Origin of the sequence: Christiangramia oceanisediminis (assembly GCF_022570735.2) — a bacterium.
GTDB lineage: Bacteria > Bacteroidota > Bacteroidia > Flavobacteriales > Flavobacteriaceae > Christiangramia > Christiangramia oceanisediminis.
This window is the reverse complement of the sequence record NZ_JANCNS010000001.1, coordinates 1173568-1195440: the sequence shown is the minus strand read 5'-3', so window position 1 is coordinate 1195440 and position 21873 is coordinate 1173568. Positions and strand designations below refer to the sequence as shown.

19 protein-coding genes are annotated in these 21873 nt (G+C 41.4%); 4 read left to right on the top strand and 15 right to left on the bottom strand.

The window, feature by feature from the left end:
• Positions 1–71 precede the first annotated feature (71 nt).
• Entirely contained in the window at positions 72–1388 is a 1317-nt protein-coding gene (locus tag MKO06_RS05335) for a phenylacetate--CoA ligase family protein (protein WP_241549622.1), read from the top strand.
• On the opposite strand, the gene MKO06_RS05330 is transcribed toward MKO06_RS05335, so the two are convergent.
• The 7 genes from MKO06_RS05330 to MKO06_RS05300 are packed head-to-tail and all read right to left on the bottom strand — an operon-like array spanning position 1363 to position 8622.
• A complete protein-coding gene (locus tag MKO06_RS05330; protein ID WP_241549621.1) occupies positions 1363–2148 on the bottom strand; it encodes a glycosyltransferase family 2 protein in 786 nt (261 codons plus the stop codon). The two genes, MKO06_RS05335 and MKO06_RS05330, sit on opposite strands and share 26 nt — an antisense overlap.
• 2 nt (positions 2149–2150) lie before the next feature.
• Entirely contained in the window at positions 2151–3140 is a 990-nt protein-coding gene (locus MKO06_RS05325; RefSeq protein ID WP_241549620.1) for a UDP-glucuronic acid decarboxylase family protein, read from the bottom strand.
• A 26-nt stretch (positions 3141–3166) separates the two neighbouring features.
• Entirely contained in the window at positions 3167–4018 is an 852-nt protein-coding gene (gene rfbD / locus MKO06_RS05320) for a dTDP-4-dehydrorhamnose reductase (protein WP_241549619.1), read from the bottom strand.
• Positions 4015–4560 carry a dTDP-4-dehydrorhamnose 3,5-epimerase gene (gene rfbC, locus MKO06_RS05315; RefSeq protein ID WP_241549618.1) on the bottom strand — a complete coding sequence of 182 codons (546 nt, stop codon included), beginning with the start codon at positions 4558–4560 and terminating at the stop codon, positions 4015–4017. The genes rfbD and rfbC overlap by 4 nt, the downstream gene beginning before the upstream one ends.
• Before the next feature lie 9 nt (positions 4561–4569).
• Positions 4570–6246 carry a DUF6909 family protein gene (locus tag MKO06_RS05310; protein ID WP_241549617.1) on the bottom strand — a complete coding sequence of 559 codons (1677 nt, stop codon included), beginning with the start codon at positions 6244–6246 and terminating at the stop codon, positions 4570–4572.
• Between the two features lie 9 nt (positions 6247–6255).
• Complete coding sequence (locus tag MKO06_RS05305) at positions 6256–7749, bottom strand: GH3 auxin-responsive promoter family protein (RefSeq protein ID WP_241549616.1); 1494 nt, start codon at positions 7747–7749, stop codon at positions 6256–6258.
• Between the two features lie 3 nt (positions 7750–7752).
• Positions 7753–8622, bottom strand: a complete 870-nt coding sequence (locus MKO06_RS05300; protein ID WP_241549615.1) for a M23 family metallopeptidase — start codon at positions 8620–8622, stop codon at positions 7753–7755.
• 156 nt (positions 8623–8778) lie between these two features.
• Between MKO06_RS05300 and tatA the strand changes: the two genes are divergently transcribed.
• Positions 8779–8985 (top strand): twin-arginine translocase TatA/TatE family subunit, encoded by a 207-nt coding sequence (tatA, locus tag MKO06_RS05295; RefSeq protein ID WP_156280612.1) that lies wholly within the window; start codon positions 8779–8781, stop codon positions 8983–8985.
• Positions 8986–9040: 55 nt separating this feature from the next.
• Here the strand turns inward: tatA and MKO06_RS05290 are convergent, their stop codons facing one another.
• Genes MKO06_RS05290 through MKO06_RS05280 form a run of 3 tightly spaced genes read right to left on the bottom strand, consistent with a single transcriptional unit; the run spans position 9041 to position 12862 of the window.
• Positions 9041–10018, bottom strand: a complete 978-nt coding sequence (locus MKO06_RS05290; protein WP_241549614.1) for a DUF4837 family protein — start codon at positions 10016–10018, stop codon at positions 9041–9043.
• A gap of 20 nt (positions 10019–10038) precedes the next feature.
• Positions 10039–11628 carry a LysM peptidoglycan-binding domain-containing protein gene (locus MKO06_RS05285; protein ID WP_241549613.1) on the bottom strand — a complete coding sequence of 530 codons (1590 nt, stop codon included), beginning with the start codon at positions 11626–11628 and terminating at the stop codon, positions 10039–10041.
• 49 nt (positions 11629–11677) lie between these two features.
• A complete protein-coding gene (locus tag MKO06_RS05280; RefSeq protein ID WP_241549612.1) occupies positions 11678–12862 on the bottom strand; it encodes a phosphoglycerate kinase in 1185 nt (394 codons plus the stop codon).
• Between the two features lie 67 nt (positions 12863–12929).
• Between MKO06_RS05280 and MKO06_RS05275 the strand changes: the two genes are divergently transcribed.
• Positions 12930–14087: a DNA polymerase III subunit gene (locus tag MKO06_RS05275; RefSeq protein WP_241549611.1), complete on the top strand. Its 1158-nt coding sequence runs from the start codon at positions 12930–12932 to the stop codon at positions 14085–14087.
• Position 14088: 1 nt separating this feature from the next.
• The gene (locus MKO06_RS05270) at positions 14089–14484 is read left to right on the top strand and encodes a DoxX family protein (RefSeq protein WP_241549610.1); all 396 of its coding nucleotides are present in this window, start codon (positions 14089–14091) and stop codon (positions 14482–14484) included.
• A 69-nt stretch (positions 14485–14553) separates the two neighbouring features.
• Here MKO06_RS05270 and MKO06_RS05265 read toward each other — a convergent pair whose 3' ends face one another.
• From MKO06_RS05265 to MKO06_RS05245, 5 genes are all read right to left on the bottom strand, one after another.
• Positions 14554–15114 (bottom strand): OmpH/Skp family outer membrane protein, encoded by a 561-nt coding sequence (locus MKO06_RS05265; RefSeq protein WP_241549609.1) that lies wholly within the window; start codon positions 15112–15114, stop codon positions 14554–14556.
• 205 nt (positions 15115–15319) lie between these two features.
• Positions 15320–16195, bottom strand: a complete 876-nt coding sequence (locus tag MKO06_RS05260) for a class I SAM-dependent methyltransferase (RefSeq protein WP_241549608.1) — start codon at positions 16193–16195, stop codon at positions 15320–15322.
• Positions 16196–16233: 38 nt separating this feature from the next.
• Positions 16234–18105, bottom strand: coding sequence for a tRNA uridine-5-carboxymethylaminomethyl(34) synthesis enzyme MnmG (gene mnmG, locus MKO06_RS05255; RefSeq protein ID WP_241549607.1), 1872 nt, complete (start codon positions 18103–18105; stop codon positions 16234–16236).
• A gap of 19 nt (positions 18106–18124) precedes the next feature.
• A complete protein-coding gene (gene ybeY, locus MKO06_RS05250) occupies positions 18125–18556 on the bottom strand; it encodes an rRNA maturation RNase YbeY (protein ID WP_241549606.1) in 432 nt (143 codons plus the stop codon).
• A complete protein-coding gene (locus tag MKO06_RS05245; RefSeq protein WP_241549605.1) occupies positions 18537–21779 on the bottom strand; it encodes a coiled-coil domain-containing protein in 3243 nt (1080 codons plus the stop codon). The genes ybeY and MKO06_RS05245 overlap by 20 nt, the downstream gene beginning before the upstream one ends.
• Positions 21780–21873: the final 94 nt, after the last annotated feature.

The window sequence follows — 21873 nt, the reverse complement described above, 5'->3', positions numbered from 1 at the left end:
AAATGTTGCCTCAAAAATAATTGTTTGTAAATTGAAGCGCGAATAATTTCGTTAAAAAAGCTCTTCTGCCTTTGGATTGGTTCAAACTTTCACTTCAACTCAACAAATTTCCCATTAGGCGGGCGCAAAAGATGCTGGAAAAGATACAGGCGATCCCCGAGGATGATTATGCCGGTTACCAGCGAAAAAGGAGGAACGCGATCATTGATTATCATATTCAGCACAACGAATTCTACCGAGAATTCTTCAACTGGGATGGATTTGACGACTGGCAGCATGTGCCCATCATGAAAAAATCTGATCTGCAGCATCCGCTTCGGGACAGGCTGAGTGAAACTTACAATTCCAAAACAGCTTACGTGGGTAAAACTTCGGGAAGCAGCGGGCATCCGTTCATTTTTGCCAAAAACAGGTTCGCTCATGCCCTTAGCTGGGCTGGTTTCCACGATCGTTACAAATGGTATGGCATAGACCTCAACAAATCACTACAGGCCAGGTTCTATGGTATTCCACTGGATTTCTTTGGAAATATACAGGAGCGTTTAAAAGACCGGATAAGCCTTAGACGGCGGTTTAATATCTTCGACCTCAGCGAGCAGAAGATGGAAGCATTTCTGAAGCGCTTCACCAGGTCAAATTTTGAATACCTGAACGGTTATACCAGCGCAATCGTACTTTTTGCCCGGTTCCTGAAGGCTAGGAACCTTGTTCTAAAAGAGCTTTGCCCCAGTTTAAAGATCTGTATCGTAACCTCTGAAAGGCTTTTTGAAAAGGACAAAATGCTTATCGAAAATGCCATGGGTGTTCCGGTGATCAACGAATATGGTGCAAGCGAGGTTGGCCTTATCGCATTTGAAGATCGGCAGCATCAATGGATCGTAAATTCGGAAGATCTTTATGTAGAGATCCTGGACGAAAATGGCAAAATTCTGCCCTATGGCCAAGAAGGTCGGGTGGTGATCACCTCGCTTTACAATAAGGCACATCCCATGATTCGTTACGATATTGGGGATATTGGTTCCCTTTCTGAAAAAAGCACTCTAAAAAAACCAATTCTTGAAAAACTGGTAGGCCGAACCAATGATATCGCAAGGCTTACCGATGGCAAGGTGGTACCCGGCCTAACTTTTTATTACGTTACCAAGACCATAATCGAGGACAACGGGAATATTAAGGAATTTGTGATCATACAAACAAAGCTCGATCATTTTAAGATCGATTATGTAAGTGAATATGAATTTACTCCAGAGCAAAAAGAGAAGATCCTTGCAGCGATTCGCACCTACGTTGGAAAAAACCTTACTATCTCTTTTGAAAGGCTACAAATCCTTAAACGAAGTCCTAGCGGAAAGCTTAAACAGTTCACTTCCCTGGTGGAAGAGGTTTGACCTGTTTGGATTTGATAAAGAATTGCTCGTTCAGGAAAATGAGCATTTTCCAGGTGCTTTTGAATGAACCGTATCCCAGCACTTTTTGATATACCTGGAAATTATATTTCAGCATTTCCAGTTTGTTCCCAGAAATAGATCCTTTCCGGATTCGATAAACCGCCAGCGATTCCTGAATTCCATCTATGGGTCCCGACTTCCTGACCACTTCAAGCCAAAGGGCCCAGTCCTGTCTTTTTTTGATATCCGGGCAGTAGATCTTTCCCAGTTTATCCAAGCTATAGATCCCGGTTAGGTTTCCCACGTAATTGGCTTTTAAAAGTTTTTCATAGGAAAGTTCTTCAAGAGCTTCGACTTTTTTACCTAAGCTGTTTCCCATCTCATCGATAAGGTCGTAACTCGAAAAACAGGCCGCCAGGTTTTTCTCGATCATCAATTCCAGCTGTTTCTGAAGCTTTTCTGCCTTCCACCGGTCATCTGCATCCAGGAAAGCAATAAAATTGCCTCCTGCTGCTTCTATAGCCTTATTCCGGGCAATATGAGTTCCCTGGTTCCTATCGTTCCTGACCAGTTTTATGCGATCATCGGCCGCTATGAATTCCTGAATGATCTTTGGAGTAGCATCTGAAGAGCCGTCATCCACGACGATGAGCTCCCAGTTGGGATATGTTTGAGAAATGACAGACTGGATCGCTTCAGAAATAAATGCTTCTGAATCATAGGCGGGCATGACCACCGAAACGAGTCCGTAGTCCTGCATTTTTACCTCCTTATGTGTTTGGAGAAATCCTTGTGCTCCCTTTTTTCAAGTTCGGAAGCGCTCATACTTTTAAAATACTCATAAGTGATCTTCATACCTTCTTCCCTGCTCACCTGGGGTTCCCAGCCGAGTATCTCCCTTGCACGGCTTATATCGGGCTGTCGCTGAAGCGGGTCGTCCTGTGGTAATTCCTTAAAAACGATCTTCTGGTTGGTTCCGGTAAGCTTAATGATCTCTTTGGCAAAATCAAGAATACTGATCTCATCTGGATTTCCAATATTCACAGGTTCTGAATAGTCACTTAACAACAGCCTGTAGATACCTTCTACCTGGTCATCTACATAACAGAAAGACCTGGTTTGAGACCCGTCTCCAAATACGGTTAGGTCCTCTCCACGCAAGGCCTGGCCTATAAAAGCCGGAATTACACGCCCGTCATTCAGTCTCATTCTTGGCCCATAAGTGTTAAAAATCCTCACGATACGGGTCTCCAGTCCATGAAAACGATGATAGGCCATGGTGATCGATTCCTGGAATCGCTTGGCCTCGTCATAAACCCCGCGCGGCCCAATTGCATTCACATTTCCATAATATTCTTCATTCTGTGGATGTACCAGCGGATCACCATAAACTTCGGAAGTTGAAGCGATGAGGATCCTGGCGTTCTTTTCCTTTGCCAGTCCAAGGCAGTGAAGCGTACCCACAGAGCCTACTTTAAGGGTTTGAATTGGAATCTTAAGATAATCGATGGGGCTTGCCGGGGAGGCGAAATGCAGGATATAATCCAGCTTACCGGCTACATGCACAAACTTGGTCACGTCGTGATGATGAAATTCAAAATTCTCATGGCTCATGAGATGTTCGATATTCTTAAGATCGCCGGTGATCAAGTTATCCATTCCTATCACCTGGTAACCTTCCCTGATGAATCGATCGCAAAGGTGGGATCCTAAAAACCCGGCCGCACCGGTAATCAATATTCGTTTTGCCATAAGATTTGAATTCAGCTGAAAATTAATCAATTTTCATCAATAAGGCCATGAAGGCTCTCTTTCCAGTGCGGAATGTTAAACCCGAAAGTGTTCAGGGCCTTTTCTTTAGACAGCACACTGTATTCAGGCCTTTCAGCTTTCGTCTTAAAAAAGCCGGTTTTGTTTAAAACGACCTCATCGATCTTACCAGCATATTCCAGTATTTCCCTGGCAAAATCATACCAGGTAGCCTCCCCAAGGTTGCTGAAGTGATAAATTCCGTATTCTTTAGAACCAGACTCGATGATCTTCAGAACAAATTCTGCGAGGTCATTGGCGTTAGTAGGCGTACCAGTTTGAGAACTGGTAATGTTCAATTCTGCTTTTTTCGCCGCTTTTTTCAGGATGGTTTTGAAGAAATTATGGCCAAATTCAGAATACAACCAGGAAGTTCTGAAAATGAAATGCTTTTCTAACTTTTCTTCAATCATCCTTTCACCTTCAAGCTTGGAAGCACCATATACATTTATAGGGTCGATTTCATCCTCTTCAGAATATGGCTCTGAAGCCCTGCCGTTAAAAACATAATCGGTAGAAAAATGAAATAATTCGATGGCTTTTTCACTGCAGATCTCTGCCAGATTACGGGAAGCATCTGCATTCACCAGGAATGCTTTTTCCTTTTCTGTTTCGGCCAGCTCTACGTTGGTATAAGCAGCAGCATTGATGACAACATCGGGTGAATAACGATCAATCTCCGATCTCAACTGGGTTTTTGAAGTTATATCCAGCTCCCTGGAAGTGCAGAATATGTATTTAAAATTGGGGAATTTCAGGGCCTGTTTCCTGAAGCACTGCCCCAGCTGCCCGCCAGCACCTGTTACGAGGATCGTTTTCATCCAAAAGCCTGTTTAAGGGTTGGCAAATTCCTGTCCTTTTCAGAAAGAATGATATCATTTTCGGGTAACTGCCAGTCTATGGCCAGTTCCGGATCGTTGTAAATGATCCCGGCTTCAGACCCCGGCCGATAATAATCATCACATTTATAGGCAAAAACCGATTTTTCAGAAAGCGTGGAAAAACCATGTCCGAAGCCTTTTGGAACATACAACTGGTACAGATTCTCATCGTCCAGAATGACCGAATAGGTTTGTTTAAAAGTAGGAGAATCTGGTCTTAGGTCCACGACCACGTCCAGAACCCTTCCGTAAATAGCCCTTACGATCTTGGTTTGCGCAAATTCACCGGTTTGATAATGCAGGCCCCGAACCACTCCATATTTTGAAACCGACTGGTTATCCTGTACGAATTCGGCATCGATCCCACTAATTTCGGCCAGTTGTCTTCTCTGGTAGGTTTCGAGGAAAATTCCTCTTTCGTCCCTGAAAATTTTAGGTTTTAAAAGATAACAGTCTTTTAAGGGTGTTTCTTCTACCTGCATGATTGGCTTTTAAGAATTTAAGATTTGTTCCAGGATCTTTTCGGTGATCAAGTAGGTGGGTTTTACACCAGAGGTTCCAAGACCGCCAGATGCCAGTGTACTCCCTGTTTCCAACGGATTATCTGATGCGTAATAGGCATATCTCACCTTTACATCTTCATCGATACTTCCACGCAACCTGGATGCCGCCTGAATGGCCTTCTGGTAGTGCGCTCCTTCCATCTCCAGCCCGCAAACATTCCAGGTGGAATCATGGAAGAACTTTAAAATATCCTTATTCTGAAGCGAGGTTCCCAGTACAGTTATCATCGCCCCATCTACTACCTTGATCCCTTGCTTGTCCAGATCGGCCTTTTTTAGCTGGTTTCTAAAAGGATAATTATCTGCAGTACCTTCGAACAAATGTGCATCAGGGATCATGATATCGCCCTTTCCACCTTCCAGGATTCCGGCCTTACCCATGATCGAGATCGATTTTACGTTCATTTTATGTTCAGTTCCATCAAATACCAGCGGTTTCAACAACTCATCCATGGTTTCATAGGCCTGTTCACCAAAGGCATAATCCATGACTATGATCACCGGTTTTTCTTCGGCAGGCTGATCATTTTTGCAGAAATGGCTGTCAAAACTTGCCGTATCAATTATCTGGACATCGATATTCGTCCCGCTTTTATCCTCAAGAAAGACCATGCCTTTATCAAGGGCAGACTTCATTACTTTCTGTCTCAGATCTCCGTTCCCGGTATCGCTTAATTGCTCATAGATCTCCAGCGGCGTTTTCTTCTTTAGCTCATTTTTGAATGCGAAAGGAGCGAATAAGGTGTTCATTACACTGTGCATATTCGCGCTGATAACGTGCAGCGGACGCTTCATCAAATCTTTATCCAAAAGATTTTTCTTGATATCGTTCGCCCAGATCTCTCCATGAATATGATGCCCAAGCCTTTCTCGAAGCACAGGACTAAAGGTAATGATCCTCTTTTCGTTCTTCACCACTTCCCTAATAGCCATTTTCCCTAAAGACCAGACCATTTTCAAGAATCGATCGGGATTATCTGGTGTTGAAAATTTAGAATAGACCTGGTTAATTTCGTGAAAAGTACGTCCCAGGATACTTGCCGTATGGGTAAGTGCTACCTCTCGTTGCGTCTGGCTGAGTTCTTCCTGGTTTACCGCGAACTCCAGTTTCTCCCAGTCCCTGGTTACGCTACCCTCTTCATCGATCAACACCCTTTTCATGATCTTGTGTGATTCGATGAACAAAAAGGTAAGGTGGGTTAGAATATCGTAGATCTCAGATCTGCCTCGAGTGATCTCTATATTCATCTGCTCCTCATCTATGCGATAGCAATTTCTCCTCCTTTTAGGAGGAACTATCGGTCTGAAATGAGAATTCCCGTAACCCTCATCACTGGTAAGATTGATGAAACGGCATTCCTCGATCCCACGGGGAAGCCTGTCTATAACGTATAACAATCCTTCCAGTTCAGCCTTATCATCGGCGATGGAGCCGTAGATCTCTGGCCTTAGGGTTAAAAGCGATTCTCTTAATGTTTCTCCTGAAACACCCATGGGTTTATAAAACCCGCGATTAAAAAGGTGTCTCATGGTTATATACATGCGTTCAATAGCGCTCGAACTTTCCTGCGCCCTTGTTCTGCCCTGTAATTTTAGTATTGACATATAATTTTTTTAAATAATCTCGTAGAGTTTATCGGCGATCTTGCGGTCGTTGGAAAGTCTTGGTAGTTTATTCTGCCCGCCAAGTTTCCCGATCGACTTCATATATTCCTGAAATCCGTTTCTCGGCACTTTGGTGATCTTCAGCCTTTGAAGTATGTGCCCGTCGATGAGGTCCAGGTAATAGGAATTCTGATCCTGCAACGATCTATCGATAATCTCTGCAAATTTATTCAAATCTTCGGGTTCTTCCTCAAATTCGACGAACCATTCGTGATAAGGCAGTTGATCGCCTTCTGGATTTATCTGTGGTGCCACCGTGAATTCACTAATGGCCGCATTGGTTTTTGAAACTGCTACTTTCATGGCCTCTTCCACTTCCTTGGCGATCACATGCTCCCCAAAAGCCGAAATAAAGTGTTTGATCCTTCCGGAAACGATCACCCTGAAGGGTTTAAGTGCGGTAAACTGAATGGTGTCTCCCACGTTATAGGCCCAAAGGCCGGCATTGGTAGATACGATCATCACATAATTCACGCCCAGTTCTACTTCATCCAGCAATAATCTTTTAGGATACTCCTCATAGAATTCATCGGCCTTGATGAACTCGTAGAAAATTCCGGAATCTAACTGAAGCAACATTCCTTTTTCATTTTGCCGGTCCTGAAAAGCGAAAAAACCTTCTGAAGCAGGGAAAAGCTCGATACTGTCAACCTTTCGGCCTATCAGGCTTTCAAATTTAGCCCGGTAAGGCTCGTAATTAACCCCTCCGTAAATGAACAGGTTAAAATTTGGAAAGATCTCGCCTACTTTTTTTCCGGTTCTATCAATTAGCCTTTCAAAATACATCTGTACCCAGGATGGGATCCCGCTAATAACCGACATGTCTTCCTTCAGGGTTTCATCTACTATCGCCTCCACCTTGGTTTCCCAGTCTTCGATACAGTTGGTTTCCCAGCTAGGCATCCTGTTTCTCTGGAGATAGCCAGGTACATAGTGGGCCACGATCCCTGATAACCTGCCCAATTTTACGCCATTCTTCTCATCCAGCTCAGGACTTCCCTGCAGAAAGATCATTTTCCCATCTACAAACCCCGATTTCCCCGTGTCATTGATATAACAAAGAATAGCGTTACGAGCGGCATTGATATGGGTGGGCATGGATTCCTTTGTTAAGGGAATATATTTTGCTCCACTGGTGGTTCCCGAAGTTTTCGCATAATACAAAGGCTTACCCGGCCATAGAACACTTGTTTCGCCTGCCAGCATTTTTTCCACATAGGGCTTTAGTTCCTCGTAATCCCTTATGGGTACTCGCTTTGTAAAATCTGAGTGAGAACGGATCCCTGAAAAATCGTGGTCCTTTCCAAAATTGGTATGCTTAGCCTTTTCTATAAGTTCACTGAAGACTTTTTTTTGAGTTTCAACAGGATTTGAGGCCCATTTATCAATTTTATTCCTGATGTAGGAAGCGAATAGTTTGGCTGCGAAAGACTTTATAGACATAAATTAATTGAAATCGATATATTCTGATGGATTAACGGGATTTCCATCGCTCCATAGTTCAAAATGCAAATGCGGCCCTGTTGTTAGTTCACCGGTAGAACCGGCAGTGGCGATCACCTCTCCTGCCCTAACCATATCTCCCTGGGATTTGGTTAGCGAGGCATTATGCTTATAGGCTGAAAGCAAACCATAACTATGTTCGATGATGATCACATTCCCGGTTTCGGCTGTCCATTCTGCAAAGATCACCCTTCCATCGGCTACCGATTTAACTGGGGCATTTCGGGCTGTAACGATATCCACAGCATAATGCCGGTCTTCGATACTATAAGGTTCAGAAATCGTTCCTTTAACCGGTGCAAAAAGTGAAAAATTAATATTATCTGTAGCCGTTGGAAGTATATTATACTTGTCTTCCTGGGCCACTTCTTCCCTTAAAATCGAATCGGCCTTAATACGGCTTATAACTTCATATTCGGCATCAGAAATTGGCCTGTTCATGATCGAATCCCGATCCAGCCTCTCCAGGTCGAACTCACCAATCAAAGCACTTTTAATGGAAGATAGGTATTGTTCATTGTTTCGGAGCACGTTCTGCAAAGAATCTGAAGTATAGGCGAGGTTTGCGGTTCTTTCCTTTAATTCAGCCGAAGAATAACCCGGTATATATTCTCTCAGGGGCGTAAATGCAATCAAAATAGTTGTTGCCACGATAAGGAAAATTGCTGAAAGACCAACGGCTACGAATACATTTAACCTGGTTAACCTGAATGAGAAACGCTCCTCGAAGGTGTCTTCATTCAATATTACCATTCGATATTTATGCAGCAGCTTTTTGGCGAACTTCCTTTTGGATTTTTTTTCCTGATCCATAGCCATAATTAGATTTACAAAGATAATTTAAATAATTTCCCGCAGGATATCAGCAGAATACTAATTCGATAAGGCCTTAAACGCAGGCAATTATTTGCCTTATTAACGTTTATATTGCTCAATTCTTGTTAAGTTTGTAAAACTAAATATAAAGACATGAATGCATTTATTTTGCCTTTGGCTATAGGAGCACCACAAATCATATTAATCGTAGTGGTGATATTGTTGCTTTTTGGTGGACGTAAGATTCCTGAACTGATGAGAGGCCTGGGAAGTGGAATTAAAGAATTCAAAGACGCTTCTAAAGATGACGATAAAGGAGCCGGATCTGATGATAAGAACAAGGTTTCGGGCGAAAATTAAGAATCGACCGATTTAGATATAAAGAAAAACCCAACTTCTCAGTTGGGTTTTTTTATTACTTCACTTTCGCCGATTGCAAGATGGCATCGAGCTCAAAAACATTATCCCGTTTACCTCGTGATGGTGAAAATACAAATCCTTCCAGGATGATGAAACGGTCGTTCTTCTCGTCTTTAATAGCATAATTGATGAACGGTCCCGCCATAAAAGCGTTCTTCACCTCCCAGGTACCACGGGTCTCATAGGCGAATTTACCGTCGATCTCGGTCTCAAACAGGTATGGCGCGTAGGCTTTTTCTGTGATCATATAAGAACCTTCGACAGGTCCCGGAATTTGAGCTTCTCCTATGGAATCCCTCATTTTGGTGATATTGGCGATCACGCTGGAATCATTCTCCAGTTTGCTGATAGGCACTTCATAAACCAGGATTTCCATATTCCCTTTTGGAATCTCCTTACGGATCCATACAAAATCATCATCTTCCTTGGCGTAGCGATATGCGGTAGGGAATTTCATGCTGATACCGAATTTTTCTTCCAGCGTCTCATCGGTTTTAAGGGATTTCCTTATTCGTCGCTGTTTTTCGGTCAACTCGGTCTTTTTAAGCATTTTGATGATCGAATCAGACTCTTTATTGATCACCTCTATGATCTCTTCAGAATTCTGCCCCTGTATTACGACACCTTTTTGTGGCCGGGCAAACTCGTCAGAAATAATATCGATCCCAGGATTCCCATTTTCGATCTTTAAAAAGATTCTACTATTCCTTACAAAACCGCTGAATGTTTGCGGAGGTATCTGGCTTAAGCTGAAAAGCGGTTCATCCTGCGGCAGCCCATCCACCGGTGCCGCGAAATTATCCCTTATTGCTTCACCTACTTCTCCTTCCCATAAATTATTTTCAATCACTACGGTTAACTGATTGATATTTCCAGAGGAATCGGAAAGAATTCGGCTGTTGGGCTTTTCTTTTGTGTCTTTACAGGAAATGATAAAAAAAATACTGGCAAGCAGGAATAAGCTTCGTCTCATTATATTGGTTTTAGTTTAGCCTAGCCCTTGGAAAGCTTCAGTTTCATGCCGGGTTTTAGGCTATTGGTGTTCATATCATTCCATGCCCTCAAATTCTGTACCGTAACGCCAGGGAATTTCTTTGAAATACTCCAAAGAGAGTCTCCCTTACGCACGATATAGGTCTTAGGGTTCGACGAACTGGAAGATCCTGAATTAGAAGTAGTGGAAGCCACATCTACCGGTTTTCTTGGGTAAATGGTAAGATACTGGCCTACTCTAATCGTATTGCTTCGCATATTATTCCACCTTCTAATACTGCTGACGCCTACACCGTATCTTTCGGCAATTTTCCCTAAATAATCTCCATTTTTAACCTTGTAGCGAATGCGGTCTTCAGTCTCTACATACTTTGGAAGTTCTTTTTTCTCCTCTTCCATTTGAGTAGTAGCGAATTCATAGATGGCATTCTCGTTGCTCACGAATTTACCAACGGCCGGTTTTGGAAGTCTTAGAGTGTATTTTTCATCATCCACAAAGGGAATGATATTCAGTTTATAGCTCGGGTTCAGGAACTGAAGCATTTCGGTATCTACTCCCGTTACCTGTGAGACCTGATCGAAAGTGATCATCTTTTTCACCTGGATGGTATCGGTCTCAAAATAGACAACTTCAGGATTCTTTGGCTGAAATTTATGCTCATCGGCATATTCAAATAGATACAAGGTTGCCAGAAAAGCAGGTACATATCCGGCTGTTTCACGTGGAAGATATCTTCTTAGATGCCAGTAATCGGTAGAACCACCGCTTCTCCTGATCGCCTTAGAAACATTCCCCGGACCTGAGTTATAGGAAGCCAGCACCAGGTCCCAGTCACCAAATACCTTGTACAAACTGGCCAGATACTCGGCAGCAGCCGTAGTCGCCCGTATAGGATCCATACGCTCATCTACATAAGAACTCACGTCCAGGCCATGCATTTTCCCGGTAGTGAACATGAACTGCCATAAACCAGTTGCACCAACCCTTGACTTTGCGCGTGGATTAAGTGCTGATTCAACTATCGATAAATATTTGATCTCTAAAGGAATATCGTATTTATCCAGTTCCTGCTCGAACATGGGGAAATAGTAATTGCTAAGCGCCATCAAACGTTCCATTCCCTGCTTGTTTCGCTTGAGATAGGATTTGATCACACTTTCCAAAATAGGATTGTACTCAATATTAAAAGGAGTCCTGGCATTAAGTTTTTCCAGGCGCGCTTTCAGGGTATCGGTTGGAAGGTCATCATAGACCACCTCTTCATAATCCTGGTCCAGGATGCTTTTCTGCATGCTTTCAAAAAGATCTGAATTTAGCAGTTCCTGCTTCCACAGGGAATCAATGGTTTGAGCTTTTGGAAGATCTGCGAGTGCTACCTTGGAAGAGTCCCTGATCGCGGCAGAAATTGGTAATTTATCCCGGAATTCCGGGTCGGGTTCAGCAAGCTTTATTTCAGTGTTATCGCCTTTCTGAAAAATCTGTACCCTGAAGTTGGCCTTTTCGATCCTTTCATTGTTCTTCTTCTCCTGGGCATAACCGGTTGTTAAGCCGGCCAGGGCCAACATCACTATAAATTTTCGTTTCAGCATATAATCAATTTACAATACGGAACGTCTAAATATCAAATTTCGTACCTCTTTAATTGTTAATTGCCTCAATACCAGGTAAGGATTTCCCTTCAAGCATCTCTAACATAGCGCCTCCACCGGTTGACACGTAACTTACTTTTTCTTTTAAACCGAATTTTTTAACAGCTGCCACGGAGTCACCTCCTCCAACAAGTGAGAAAGATCCGTTTTTGGTAGCCTGGGCAATCGCCTTGCCTATTTCAATGGTTCCCTTCGCAAAGGTGTCCATTTCGAACACCCCTAAAGGGCCATTCCATAAGATCATTTTCGAATCCTTGATGATCCTTGAGAAGTTCTCAACGGTTTGTGGACCTATATCCAGTCCCATCCATCCATCTGGGATATTATCTACACTTTCGGTTTGAGTACTGGCCTGTTCAGAAAAACTATCAGCGATAACCGAGTCAACCGGAAGGTGAACCTCCACCCCTTTTTCCTTGGCCTTTTTAAGAATTTCAAGGGCCAGCTTTTGCTTGTCGTCCTCAACCAGCGAGTTTCCTATGTGGCCTCCCTGGGCCTTGATAAAGGTATAGGTCATCCCTCCACCAATGATCAAATGGTCTATCTTATCGAGGATATTTTCTATCACGGTGATCTTGGAAGAAACCTTGGCACCGCCTAAAATGGCAGTAACTGGCTTTTCTTCGCTGTGAAGAACCTTGTCAAGACTTTCAATTTCTTTGGTCATCAAGTAACCAAAACACTTTTCTTCAAAAAATTTGGCCACCACAGTGGTAGAAGCATGTGCCCGGTGTGCAGTACCAAAGGCATCATTAACGTAGATATTCCCTAATTTCGAGAGCTTTTTTGCAAATTCTTCATCTCCAGCGGTTTCCTCATCGTAAAAACGCAGATTTTCAAGCAGAAGGATGTGTCCTGGTTTAAGTTCATTGGCAGCTTCCTCTACTTCCGGGCCAATACAATCCTCCACGAATTGAACTTTTACACCTATGATCTCTGAAAGTTTCTTAACAATATGCTGAAGGGAATATTTGCTTTCTTTTCCTTTTGGTCTTCCTAAATGCGACATTAGAACGACACTACCTCCATCTTCAAGAATTTTAATAATAGTAGGTTTGGCAGCTTCGATTCTTTCAGTATCTGTAACCTGAAGATCTTCGTTTAACGGAACATTGAAATCAACTCTTATTAAAGCTCTTTTATTCTTAAAATTGTAGTCGTCTATTGTTTTCATAGGATGTTTTCTTACAAATATAAATCTTTACTAATATAATAAAGACTATATAATTTTATATTTGCCTATGCTTTTTAATGACGTAATTGGTCTTCCGCATATCAAAAATCATCTCACGACCACCGCGGACAGAAAAAGGATTCCGCATGCGCAGCTTTTTACTGGAAGCCCGGGTAGCGGTGCACTGCCTATGGCCATTGCTTATGCCCAGTATATTATCTGTTCCAATGCCGGAGGTGAGAATGACCAGCAAAACAATCCCGCCTGCAACAGGAAATTCAATAGTTTGGGGCATCCAGACCTGCATTTCGCCTTTCCGGTAGCTACTACAGATAAGATCAAAAAAAACCCGGTTTCATCCCATTTCCTGGAGGAATGGAGAGCATTTCTTAAAGAGAATCCGTATGGTAGCCTTTACGACTGGTACCAGTTCCTGGGAATTGAAAAAAAACAGGGTAATATCAGCGTTCACGAAGCACATGATATCGTAAAATCTCTTTCCCTGAAATCTTATGAAGGTGGTTTTAAAGTAATGATCATCTGGATGGCTGAAAAGATGAATACTTCGGCTGCCAATAAACTTTTAAAGCTAATCGAGGAACCGCCCAATAAAACGGTATTCCTTCTGATAGCTGAAGATGAAGAACAGATCATACAGACCATTAGGTCCAGATGCCAGAGACTTCATTTTCCACCTCTGGGAGAAGCCGATATTTCTCAGGCACTTATTCAGCGAGAAAATTGTGACGAAAACACTGCTAAAACAATAGCGCACCGGTCTAATGGAGATTATACCAAGGCCTTACATTTACTTCAGAAAAATTCAGGCGATGAGCAGTTCGAAGCCTGGTTCATAAGCTGGGTAAGAAGTGCCTTTAAAGCTAAAAAGAACAAATCTACCGTACTCGAACTGGTAGCCTGGAGCGAAGAGATCGCTACCTTGAATCGCGAGACACAGAAAAGCTTTTTGCTGTACTGTCTTGATTTCTTCCGCCAATCACTTATGATGAATTACAAGGCAAAAGACCTTGTTTACCTCGAGCCGAGGACCGAAAAATTCAAAATGGAAAATTTTGCGCCTTTTGTACATGGTAATAATATTATGGAAATCACAAAGGCGATAGAAACAGCTATTTATCATATAGAAAGAAACGGAAATGCTAAAATCATTCTAACCGATCTTTCTATCAAATTAACCCGATTCTTACATAAAAAAGCAGCCTAATATGCAAAACCTTTTAACGAACCTAGCTGAAATTTTAATCCTGTTATTTATCCTGATCACGTTTTTACAATCTGGAATTGATAAAGCTTCAGATTGGAACGGAAATATAAGCTGGCTTAAAGAGCATTTTTCAAAAACCTTTATGGGCGGAATGGTTCCGCTGATGGTGGCTATTATTATGATTTTGGAGATCATTACCGGTCTACTTGCCATTGCCGGGATTATTGGAATACTGGCATACGGAGAAAATATATATGCTCTATATGCATGTGCCCTGGCCTGTGTAAGCCTTTTGATGCTCCTTTTCGGGCAGCGCGTTGCAAAAGATTATGCCGGTGCATTCACTCTTACAGGATATTTTATCGTGTGTGTTTTTGGAGTTTACCTACTCACCTAATGCATCACCTAAAAACATAAAAAAAGCTTCAGGGAGACCTGAAGCTTTTTTTTCTGGAATATTAAATATTTATTCTTCTGTAGCAGTCTCCTCAGCTTCTTCTGAAACCTCAGTTTTAGTTCCACCGTATTCCTCGTTCATTTCGCTCAGGATCTCATCGGTTATATCCAGACCTTCTTTCGCGTACATGATATTCGCGCTTTCGTTGGAACCAAATATATAGGTGTAGTTATTTTCTTCCCCGTAGGCCTTTACAAAATCCTTCACTTTTGTAACCATAGAATCCATAACGGCAGCACTTTCTTCTCTTAACTGGTTGCTTACCATTTGCTGTTGTTGCTGCAACATTTGTTGCTTTTGCATGAGTTCTCCTTCTTTCTCCTGACGAGCAGATTCAGACATGCTATTCATTTGAGACTGGTATTGCTGAACTTCCTGCTGGAATTCCCTGGCAACGGCATCAAGTCTCTGCCTAACAGAATCTGATTTTGTGGTGAACTCTGCCTCCACCTCTTTCATTTCCTTATACTCCTGAATAATCTTAGTAGTATCCACATAAGCAGTTTTTTGCTCATTACAGGATACCATCACAACCGCAAGCGCAGCTATTCCAATAAATCGTTTTATCATAATTTTTGTTTTGAGTGGCAAATGTAAAAAACTATTTTTTGCCTGAAATAGAAATAATTCTAACCTAATAATATTTAATTATCGTAAAAATAAATACAATAAGCGGCGTCTATTTAAAACAACTTAAATAAACGAGCTATATGCTATTTTCTTTAAAAAACCCACAGCCACATACCTTTTAAGGCTGAAAACGCATTATAAGGCCTTAAATTGAGGTTTTGGTAGATTTTTGGAAGAAATAGGCGATTGAAGAATACTCACCCGAGCTTTTTGCTTTGGTATTCGATTTTGAGCCCTGGTATAAAGCATTCATATAATTTGCCTTTCCTGCTTTGTGCTTTTCACTAAGCAAACTTACGTAGAACGAATCAAACAAAAGCGGCTGTTCTTTTAGCAATGAAAAACCAAGTTCTGAAAGTTTAGATTGCAGACCTGTCCTGGAAAAATGCCAAAGGTGTCTTGGTACATCCCAGGCTGCCCAGAATTCTTTGTAGTAATTACAATCATGAGAATTATAATTTGGGACAGCGATAACAAGAATTCCATTTTCATCTAAGAGTTCAGAAAAATTCTTTATTTGATTTTCAAAATCCGGAATATGTTCCAAAACATGCCAAAGGCTTATTACATCAAATTTCGTTTTCGAAATGGAAGCTAAATCACTCTTTAGATTTAATTCTTTTTTATCGGCTAAATTTCTAGCTGTTGAGCTAGGTTCTACTCCTTCTATTTCCCAGCCTACCGATTTCATTTTTTTCAAAAAATCACCAGTCCCTGCTCCAAAATCTAAAATTCTTCCGGAACCTTTTTCCTTTATAATCCATTTCGCTTTTTGATCGAGCATATAGGATTTAACAACCTGGTAGATCTTATCCTGGATATTATTTGATGAATCGCTGTGAGAAATATATTCATCACTTTCATAATAATGAGAAAGATTTTCGGGAACCGGTTCTGTTTTCAAGATCCCGGGTTCATATTCTGAAATTGTAAATTTCTTTCCACTTACCAGGTGGTCCTGACAAACCAGGTTAATACCGGAAGTTGCTTTAGTTCTTTCTTGTTGGGGTGCTTTTCTCAATCAAAAATAAGATTTGTTCCACGTGGAACACCATTAAATTATCTACCCATATATACCAGTAGAACCGAAATATCGTTCGGACTCACTCCGCTGATTCTCGAAGCCTGGGATACGGTTGCAGGTTGAACTTTTTTCAATTTTTCACGAGCCTCGTAAGACATGGATTTGATCTTGGAATAATCAAAATTAGATGGAATTCGAATATCCTCGAGTCGGTTTAACTTATCAGCGTTGTTCTTTTCCTTTTCTATATAACCGGAATATTTAACCTGGATTTCTGTTTGTTCGATCATCTCTTCATCCAGTTCTTCCTCATCGATAAAATTCTGAACACCAGAAAAATTCTTGATATCTTCCATCGTGATCTGAGGTCTTGAGAAAACTTTAAAAACCTTGTCGCTTTGTTTCATGGGCGAGGATTTTTTGGTTTCCAGCACCGGATTTGCTTCCTCAGGAACAACACTTAAGTCCTTCAAAAATTCAACGAATTTGAAAGACTTATGTTTTTTCTCTTCCATTTTTCGCATTCTACCTTCCGAAGCCAAACCAAGATTATATGACTTTTCGGTTAACCTGAAATCGGCATTATCCTGTCTAAGAAGTGTACGATATTCAGCTCTTGAAGTAAACATTCTATACGGCTCTTCGGTTCCTTTTGTAATGAGATCATCGATCAAAACGCCTATATAAGCTTCGTTGCGTTTAAGGATAAATTCATCCGTTTCCTGAACCTTTAAAGCGGCATTGATTCCGGCCATCATTCCCTGGCAAGCTGCTTCTTCATAACCGGTGGTTCCGTTGATCTGTCCGGCAAAATATAAACCTTCAACCAGTTTAGTTTCCAGCGTATGTTTTAATTGTGTTGGAGGAAAATAATCATATTCGATAGCGTAACCTGGGCGGAAGAATTTCACGTTCTCAAACCCGGCTACAGATTTCAACGCCTTATACTGAACATCCTCGGGAAGCGAAGTGGAAAATCCGTTTACATAAACCTCCACGGTATTCCATCCTTCGGGTTCAACGAATAATTGATGCCTGTCCTTATCGGCGAACCTGTTTATCTTATCCTCGATCGAAGGACAATATCTCGGTCCTATACTTTTAATTCTACCATTGAACATAGGCGACCTGTCAAATCCCTCTTTAAGGATTTCGTGCACCTCGTTCGAAGTATAGGTCATATAACAGGAACGCTGTTTCGTCAATGGCCTGGTCTCATCTGAATAAGAAAATTTACCCGGGATATCATCACCAGGTTGCTCCACCATTTTGGAATAATCCAGGGATCTTCCATCAACACGAGGAGGTGTTCCGGTTTTCATTCTTCCGGCTTCAAAACCAGCTTCGATAAGATCGGCTGTAATTCCAGTAGCAGCTCTTTCTCCTGCCCTACCTCCTCCAAATTGTTTATCCCCGATATGGATCAAACCATTCAAAAAGGTTCCGTTAGTACAGATTACAGTTTTTGCTTTTACCTCGAGACCAAGAGAAGTTTTTACCCCAACTACTCTATCATTTTTAATGATAAGCCCGGCTACCATTTCCTGGTAAAAATCAAGATTTGGAGTTTGCTCCAACTTAGTTCTCCAGTCTTCAGCAAACCTCATACGGTCGCTTTGAACCCTCGGACTCCACATTGCAGGTCCTTTCGATTTATTGAGCATTTTGAATTGAATAGCACTGGTATCACTTACAATACCGCTGTACCCGCCCATTGCGTCGATCTCCCGAACTATTTGTCCTTTGGCGATCCCGCCCATAGCCGGATTACAACTCATTTGAGCAATGTTTTGGAGATTCATGGTAATAAGAAGTGTCTTACTACCCATATTAGCAGCCGCAGCGGCAGCTTCACTACCCGCATGACCAGCTCCAACAACAATCACATCATACTCCTTTTCGAACATATAAAATCTTATTTTTAATCTATTGTTCCACGTGGAACAATTCAATTTTTTCTTCTTCCTTGCGTCGCATTTCTTCCTGTTCCCTTTCAGTTTTATCCTTATAACCGCAAAAATGCAAAACGCCGTGTATGATCACACGTTTCAATTCTTCATCAAATTCCGTCCCAAATTCGGAAGCATTTTCTGCCACCCGTTCGGTACTGATGTAAATATCGCCGTGTAAGGTATTCCCTATTGAATTATCAAAACTGATAATATCGGTATAGGTATCATGAGAAAGGTATTCCAGGTTGATCTGGTAGAGGTAATCATCATCGCAAAATATAAAATTGATTTCCCCCTGGTATTTACCTTCAGATTCGATCACTCTCCCGACCCAATTTTTATAAGCCGATTCCTGGTTTAACTCAAAGCTGTTTTCCGAAAAAAAATTAATCTCTCCCTTTTCCAAAATATTCCTTTACTTTCTCCCTGTAAATTTGGCGCAAAGGTAAGATTTGTCTATTTAAAATTTCAGTGGAATTGAAATATTCTTTTGCCTTATCAATCTGATTTTGAAGATCATTCTGATATTCGGTTTCATTGGTTTCAGACTTTCTCTTGGAACTATTTCCCTGCAATTGCCTTGCTTTCTCAAATTCCAGTAATTCGTACTGCAATTGTTGCATGCGTTTCACGGTTTCAGGATCAAAACCTTTATCGAGCAATTGTTCTTCTATTTCCTTCATTTCATCGGCCGGACTACCTCCATCTTCCATACCATTTTGCCTCAACATTTCTTCCATTTGCATACGAAGCATTTGTTGTTCTTTATAGATTTCAAAGAGCTCACCATTTTCTCCTTCGCCCTGGGATTCTCCTTCACGCTGACCCTGCTGTTTTTTCTCCATCCCCTGTTGCATTTGCTGAGTCAGTTTTTCCTGACCTTCGATAATATCTGGTAACTGAAATTCCTGTTCACCCTGCCCGCTCCCCATTTGAGGATTTGCCATCATTTGCTGCATGGAATTCAAAATATCACCCAGAAGATTTGCGAGGTCATTCGCCCCGGTTACAACATACTGCTGGCTGGCCGTACCCTGGGGGATTTCATTTTCAGAAAGACGTTCGAGCGACTTTTCAATATCAAATTCTACATCGGTTATTTTATCCGTAATAGCCTCGTTGATCATAGGATTCTTTAACGCAAGGGCATATAAACTATCATCGATATGCCTGAAATTTTCACGAAGATTACTTTGTTCCTTCAACCTGGAGGCATACTTTGGATTGTTTTGCTGAATGGTCTTAAAGTTCTTTAGCAAGGCTTCCTGTTCAAAGGAAAAGACAATCAGGTTATCTACAATTTGCCTTAAGGTTTCAGCATCTGCTTCCAATTGCTGCATTTGCTGCTGCATGCTTTGCTGCTGCATCTGCTGGCTCATTTGCTTCATCTTTTTGGCAGCATCCTTTTGCTTTTTGCCGGCCTCATTCTTATCACCCTGTTCCAGTTTTTCTCCAGCCTCCTTTTGATCCTTTTGTATGCTTTCTTCGTCTACCTCTTCCCTGCCAAGATCATTAGGTTCTTTTAAAGCCTGGTTTTCCTTTTCCAGGTCATCCATTTGCTCACGAAATTCATCGAATTTCTCATCCAGCTTTTCCTGATTTTCTAATGTATTATTAGGCTCATCTTCCGAAATTTTTTCCTGTTCTTCAGCCAAACGTTCGAGATCCCTTGCCAATTTTTGTTTCTTCTCCTCGACATAATATCTTTTAGTGAGCTCTAAGATCTGTTCGAGATTTCGTTGGTTGTTCTGGTTTTGTTTAGACAGTTCTTCCAGCTTCTGACCCAGGTCTTCCTTTTCGATCTTTTCAGAATACTTTTCCAGCTCTTCCAATAGCTTTTCATTTTCCTGCAATCGTTTCTCGGTATTATCAAGTCTTTTTGATAATTCCTTTTCCATGGAGGTTGGATCATCCGATTTGTTTTTTTCCAGACTCTTATCCAGTTTTTCGGAATACGACCTCATCATTTCATTCTGTTGTTTCTGTCGCTTCAGGAATTCTTCCAGTTTCTTACGTTCATTATAATTCAATTCCTCCTTCTCCTTTTCCAATTTGGAGATCTCCTTTAATTCTTCTTCGGAACGGTCAAAATCATTCAACTGCTCCCCTATTTTACGGATGGCATCATTTTGTTCTTCCAGTTTCTGATCCTCCATCTCTTCCTGGCTCTTTTTACGAAAACTGAAGGTCTCACTTCGTGCCGATTTGGATCCGTTTACCGCGTCATTATCAAAAACCTGGAAATAGAATTCATAGGATACCCCGTTCTCAAGATCCAGTTCACCCGGAAAACTATAATGAAACTGATCAAAACCCTCTTTAACAACAGGTATTTCACCAAATTTAAGACTATCAGTTTCATCGGCAGGATAATAGACGATCCTTAAGGCGCTTAAGCCATAATCGTCTGATACATCTCCTTTAAAATACTGAATATCAGAATCTAAACTATCTACCTGCTTTAAAACGCTTATTTTGGGGCTTTCATCTCGCACAACCGAAACTTCATAATCCAGCTTTTCATATTCCTGAACCACTTTATTGGAGGCGCTCAGGGAATAAGGCATATTTGATAAGAGCCTCTTTTCATATTCACCAGAATTGGCTTCGATGGGGATATCATAAACGGTATCTAATGTTGAGAAATGAATTCTTTCCACATGACTGGTATTGAACTTCCAGGAAATACGGGTACCTTCAGGCACCGTTATATTCCCGGTGCTTTTCATATTCTCATCGCTTAAACCTGTATAGGCCGGATAATCCAGGAACATCTCAAAATTCAATAATTTAGGAACTTCCACTACTTCAAGAGTATGTTCGATAGATTCAACCCCATTGGAAATAAGCCTGAAATTCACGTTTCCAGATAGGTTATTAAAACGGTATTCAAAGGTACCCGGCGAAGTTTGTTTGAGAAAAGCCTCGCTATCTTCAAACTCGATCTTAACCATTTCGGGAACATAATCCCCTACCGTTCTCACCTGTAAAATAAAGTCTTCCCCTTCCAGTTCCTTAAGTTCTGGGTTCTGAATAAGGAATTGAAAGGGTGCCGGTTTGGTATAAACCGTATTATAATCTGAGATCCTACCAAAACTATTAGTTATTATATTGGCCTTCCCCGCGATCACCAATCCTAAAATGATCAAAAATGGAAAAACGAGGTACCTTAAGTAGTATTTATTCCCCTTGAAATCCACTGCCCGGCTAAAGGGAATAGGTTGAAGTTCTTTAGACCGCTGGTCGATACTTGCTAGCAAAAGTTCAGAATCCTTGGAATTACCGCGTAATTGTAAAAGATTGGTAAGCTTATCATTTACTTCCGGAAAATGGTTTCCAATAATTTCCGAAGCCTGGAAATCATTGATCCCTTTTGAGATTTTAAAAAGTTTAAGAGCCGGAATCAGAATGTAATATGAAAACAAGGCAATTTCGATCACGATGAACAACCAGAAAAGTGTTTTTCTTCCAGGGCTGTCAAGCCAAAGAAAATTTTCAAGACCAACGATCAGCAAAAAATACAATGCTCCAAAAGCGAGAAATAGAATCCCGCCTTTAATGATCAGGTTTAAATAATACTTTTTGATGAAAGCTTCCAGCTTCCTCTTCACCAGTCCAAAGTTCTCCATTTCAAAAGCAATGTTTCCTTAAAAATACAACAAAAATCGTACTTAATTTTTCATTAAAGCTGCTCGTTTAGGATTGGTAACAGAAGGTTGTATC

Excerpts from the sequence above, each read along its gene's own strand:
- MKO06_RS05330 (WP_241549621.1), bottom strand. The coding sequence starts at position 2,148 with ATGCAGGACTACGGACTCGTTTCGGTGGTCATGCCCGCCTATGATTCA.
- MKO06_RS05325 (WP_241549620.1), bottom strand. The coding sequence starts at position 3,140 with ATGGCAAAACGAATATTGATTACCGGTGCGGCCGGGTTTTTAGGATCC.
- rfbD (WP_241549619.1), bottom strand. The coding sequence starts at position 4,018 with ATGAAAACGATCCTCGTAACAGGTGCTGGCGGGCAGCTGGGGCAGTGC.
- rfbC (WP_241549618.1), bottom strand. The coding sequence starts at position 4,560 with ATGCAGGTAGAAGAAACACCCTTAAAAGACTGTTATCTTTTAAAACCT.
- MKO06_RS05310 (WP_241549617.1), bottom strand. The coding sequence starts at position 6,246 with ATGTCAATACTAAAATTACAGGGCAGAACAAGGGCGCAGGAAAGTTCG.
- MKO06_RS05305 (WP_241549616.1), bottom strand. The coding sequence starts at position 7,749 with ATGTCTATAAAGTCTTTCGCAGCCAAACTATTCGCTTCCTACATCAGG.
- MKO06_RS05300 (WP_241549615.1), bottom strand. The coding sequence starts at position 8,622 with ATGGATCAGGAAAAAAAATCCAAAAGGAAGTTCGCCAAAAAGCTGCTG.
- tatA (WP_156280612.1), top strand. The coding sequence starts at position 8,779 with ATGAATGCATTTATTTTGCCTTTGGCTATAGGAGCACCACAAATCATA.
- MKO06_RS05290 (WP_241549614.1), bottom strand. The coding sequence starts at position 10,018 with ATGAGACGAAGCTTATTCCTGCTTGCCAGTATTTTTTTTATCATTTCC.
- MKO06_RS05285 (WP_241549613.1), bottom strand. The coding sequence starts at position 11,628 with ATGCTGAAACGAAAATTTATAGTGATGTTGGCCCTGGCCGGCTTAACA.
- MKO06_RS05280 (WP_241549612.1), bottom strand. The coding sequence starts at position 12,862 with ATGAAAACAATAGACGACTACAATTTTAAGAATAAAAGAGCTTTAATA.
- MKO06_RS05275 (WP_241549611.1), top strand. The coding sequence starts at position 12,930 with ATGCTTTTTAATGACGTAATTGGTCTTCCGCATATCAAAAATCATCTC.
- MKO06_RS05270 (WP_241549610.1), top strand. The coding sequence starts at position 14,089 with ATGCAAAACCTTTTAACGAACCTAGCTGAAATTTTAATCCTGTTATTT.
- MKO06_RS05265 (WP_241549609.1), bottom strand. The coding sequence starts at position 15,114 with ATGATAAAACGATTTATTGGAATAGCTGCGCTTGCGGTTGTGATGGTA.
- mnmG (WP_241549607.1), bottom strand. The coding sequence starts at position 18,105 with ATGTTCGAAAAGGAGTATGATGTGATTGTTGTTGGAGCTGGTCATGCG.
- MKO06_RS05245 (WP_241549605.1), bottom strand. The coding sequence starts at position 21,779 with ATGGAGAACTTTGGACTGGTGAAGAGGAAGCTGGAAGCTTTCATCAAA.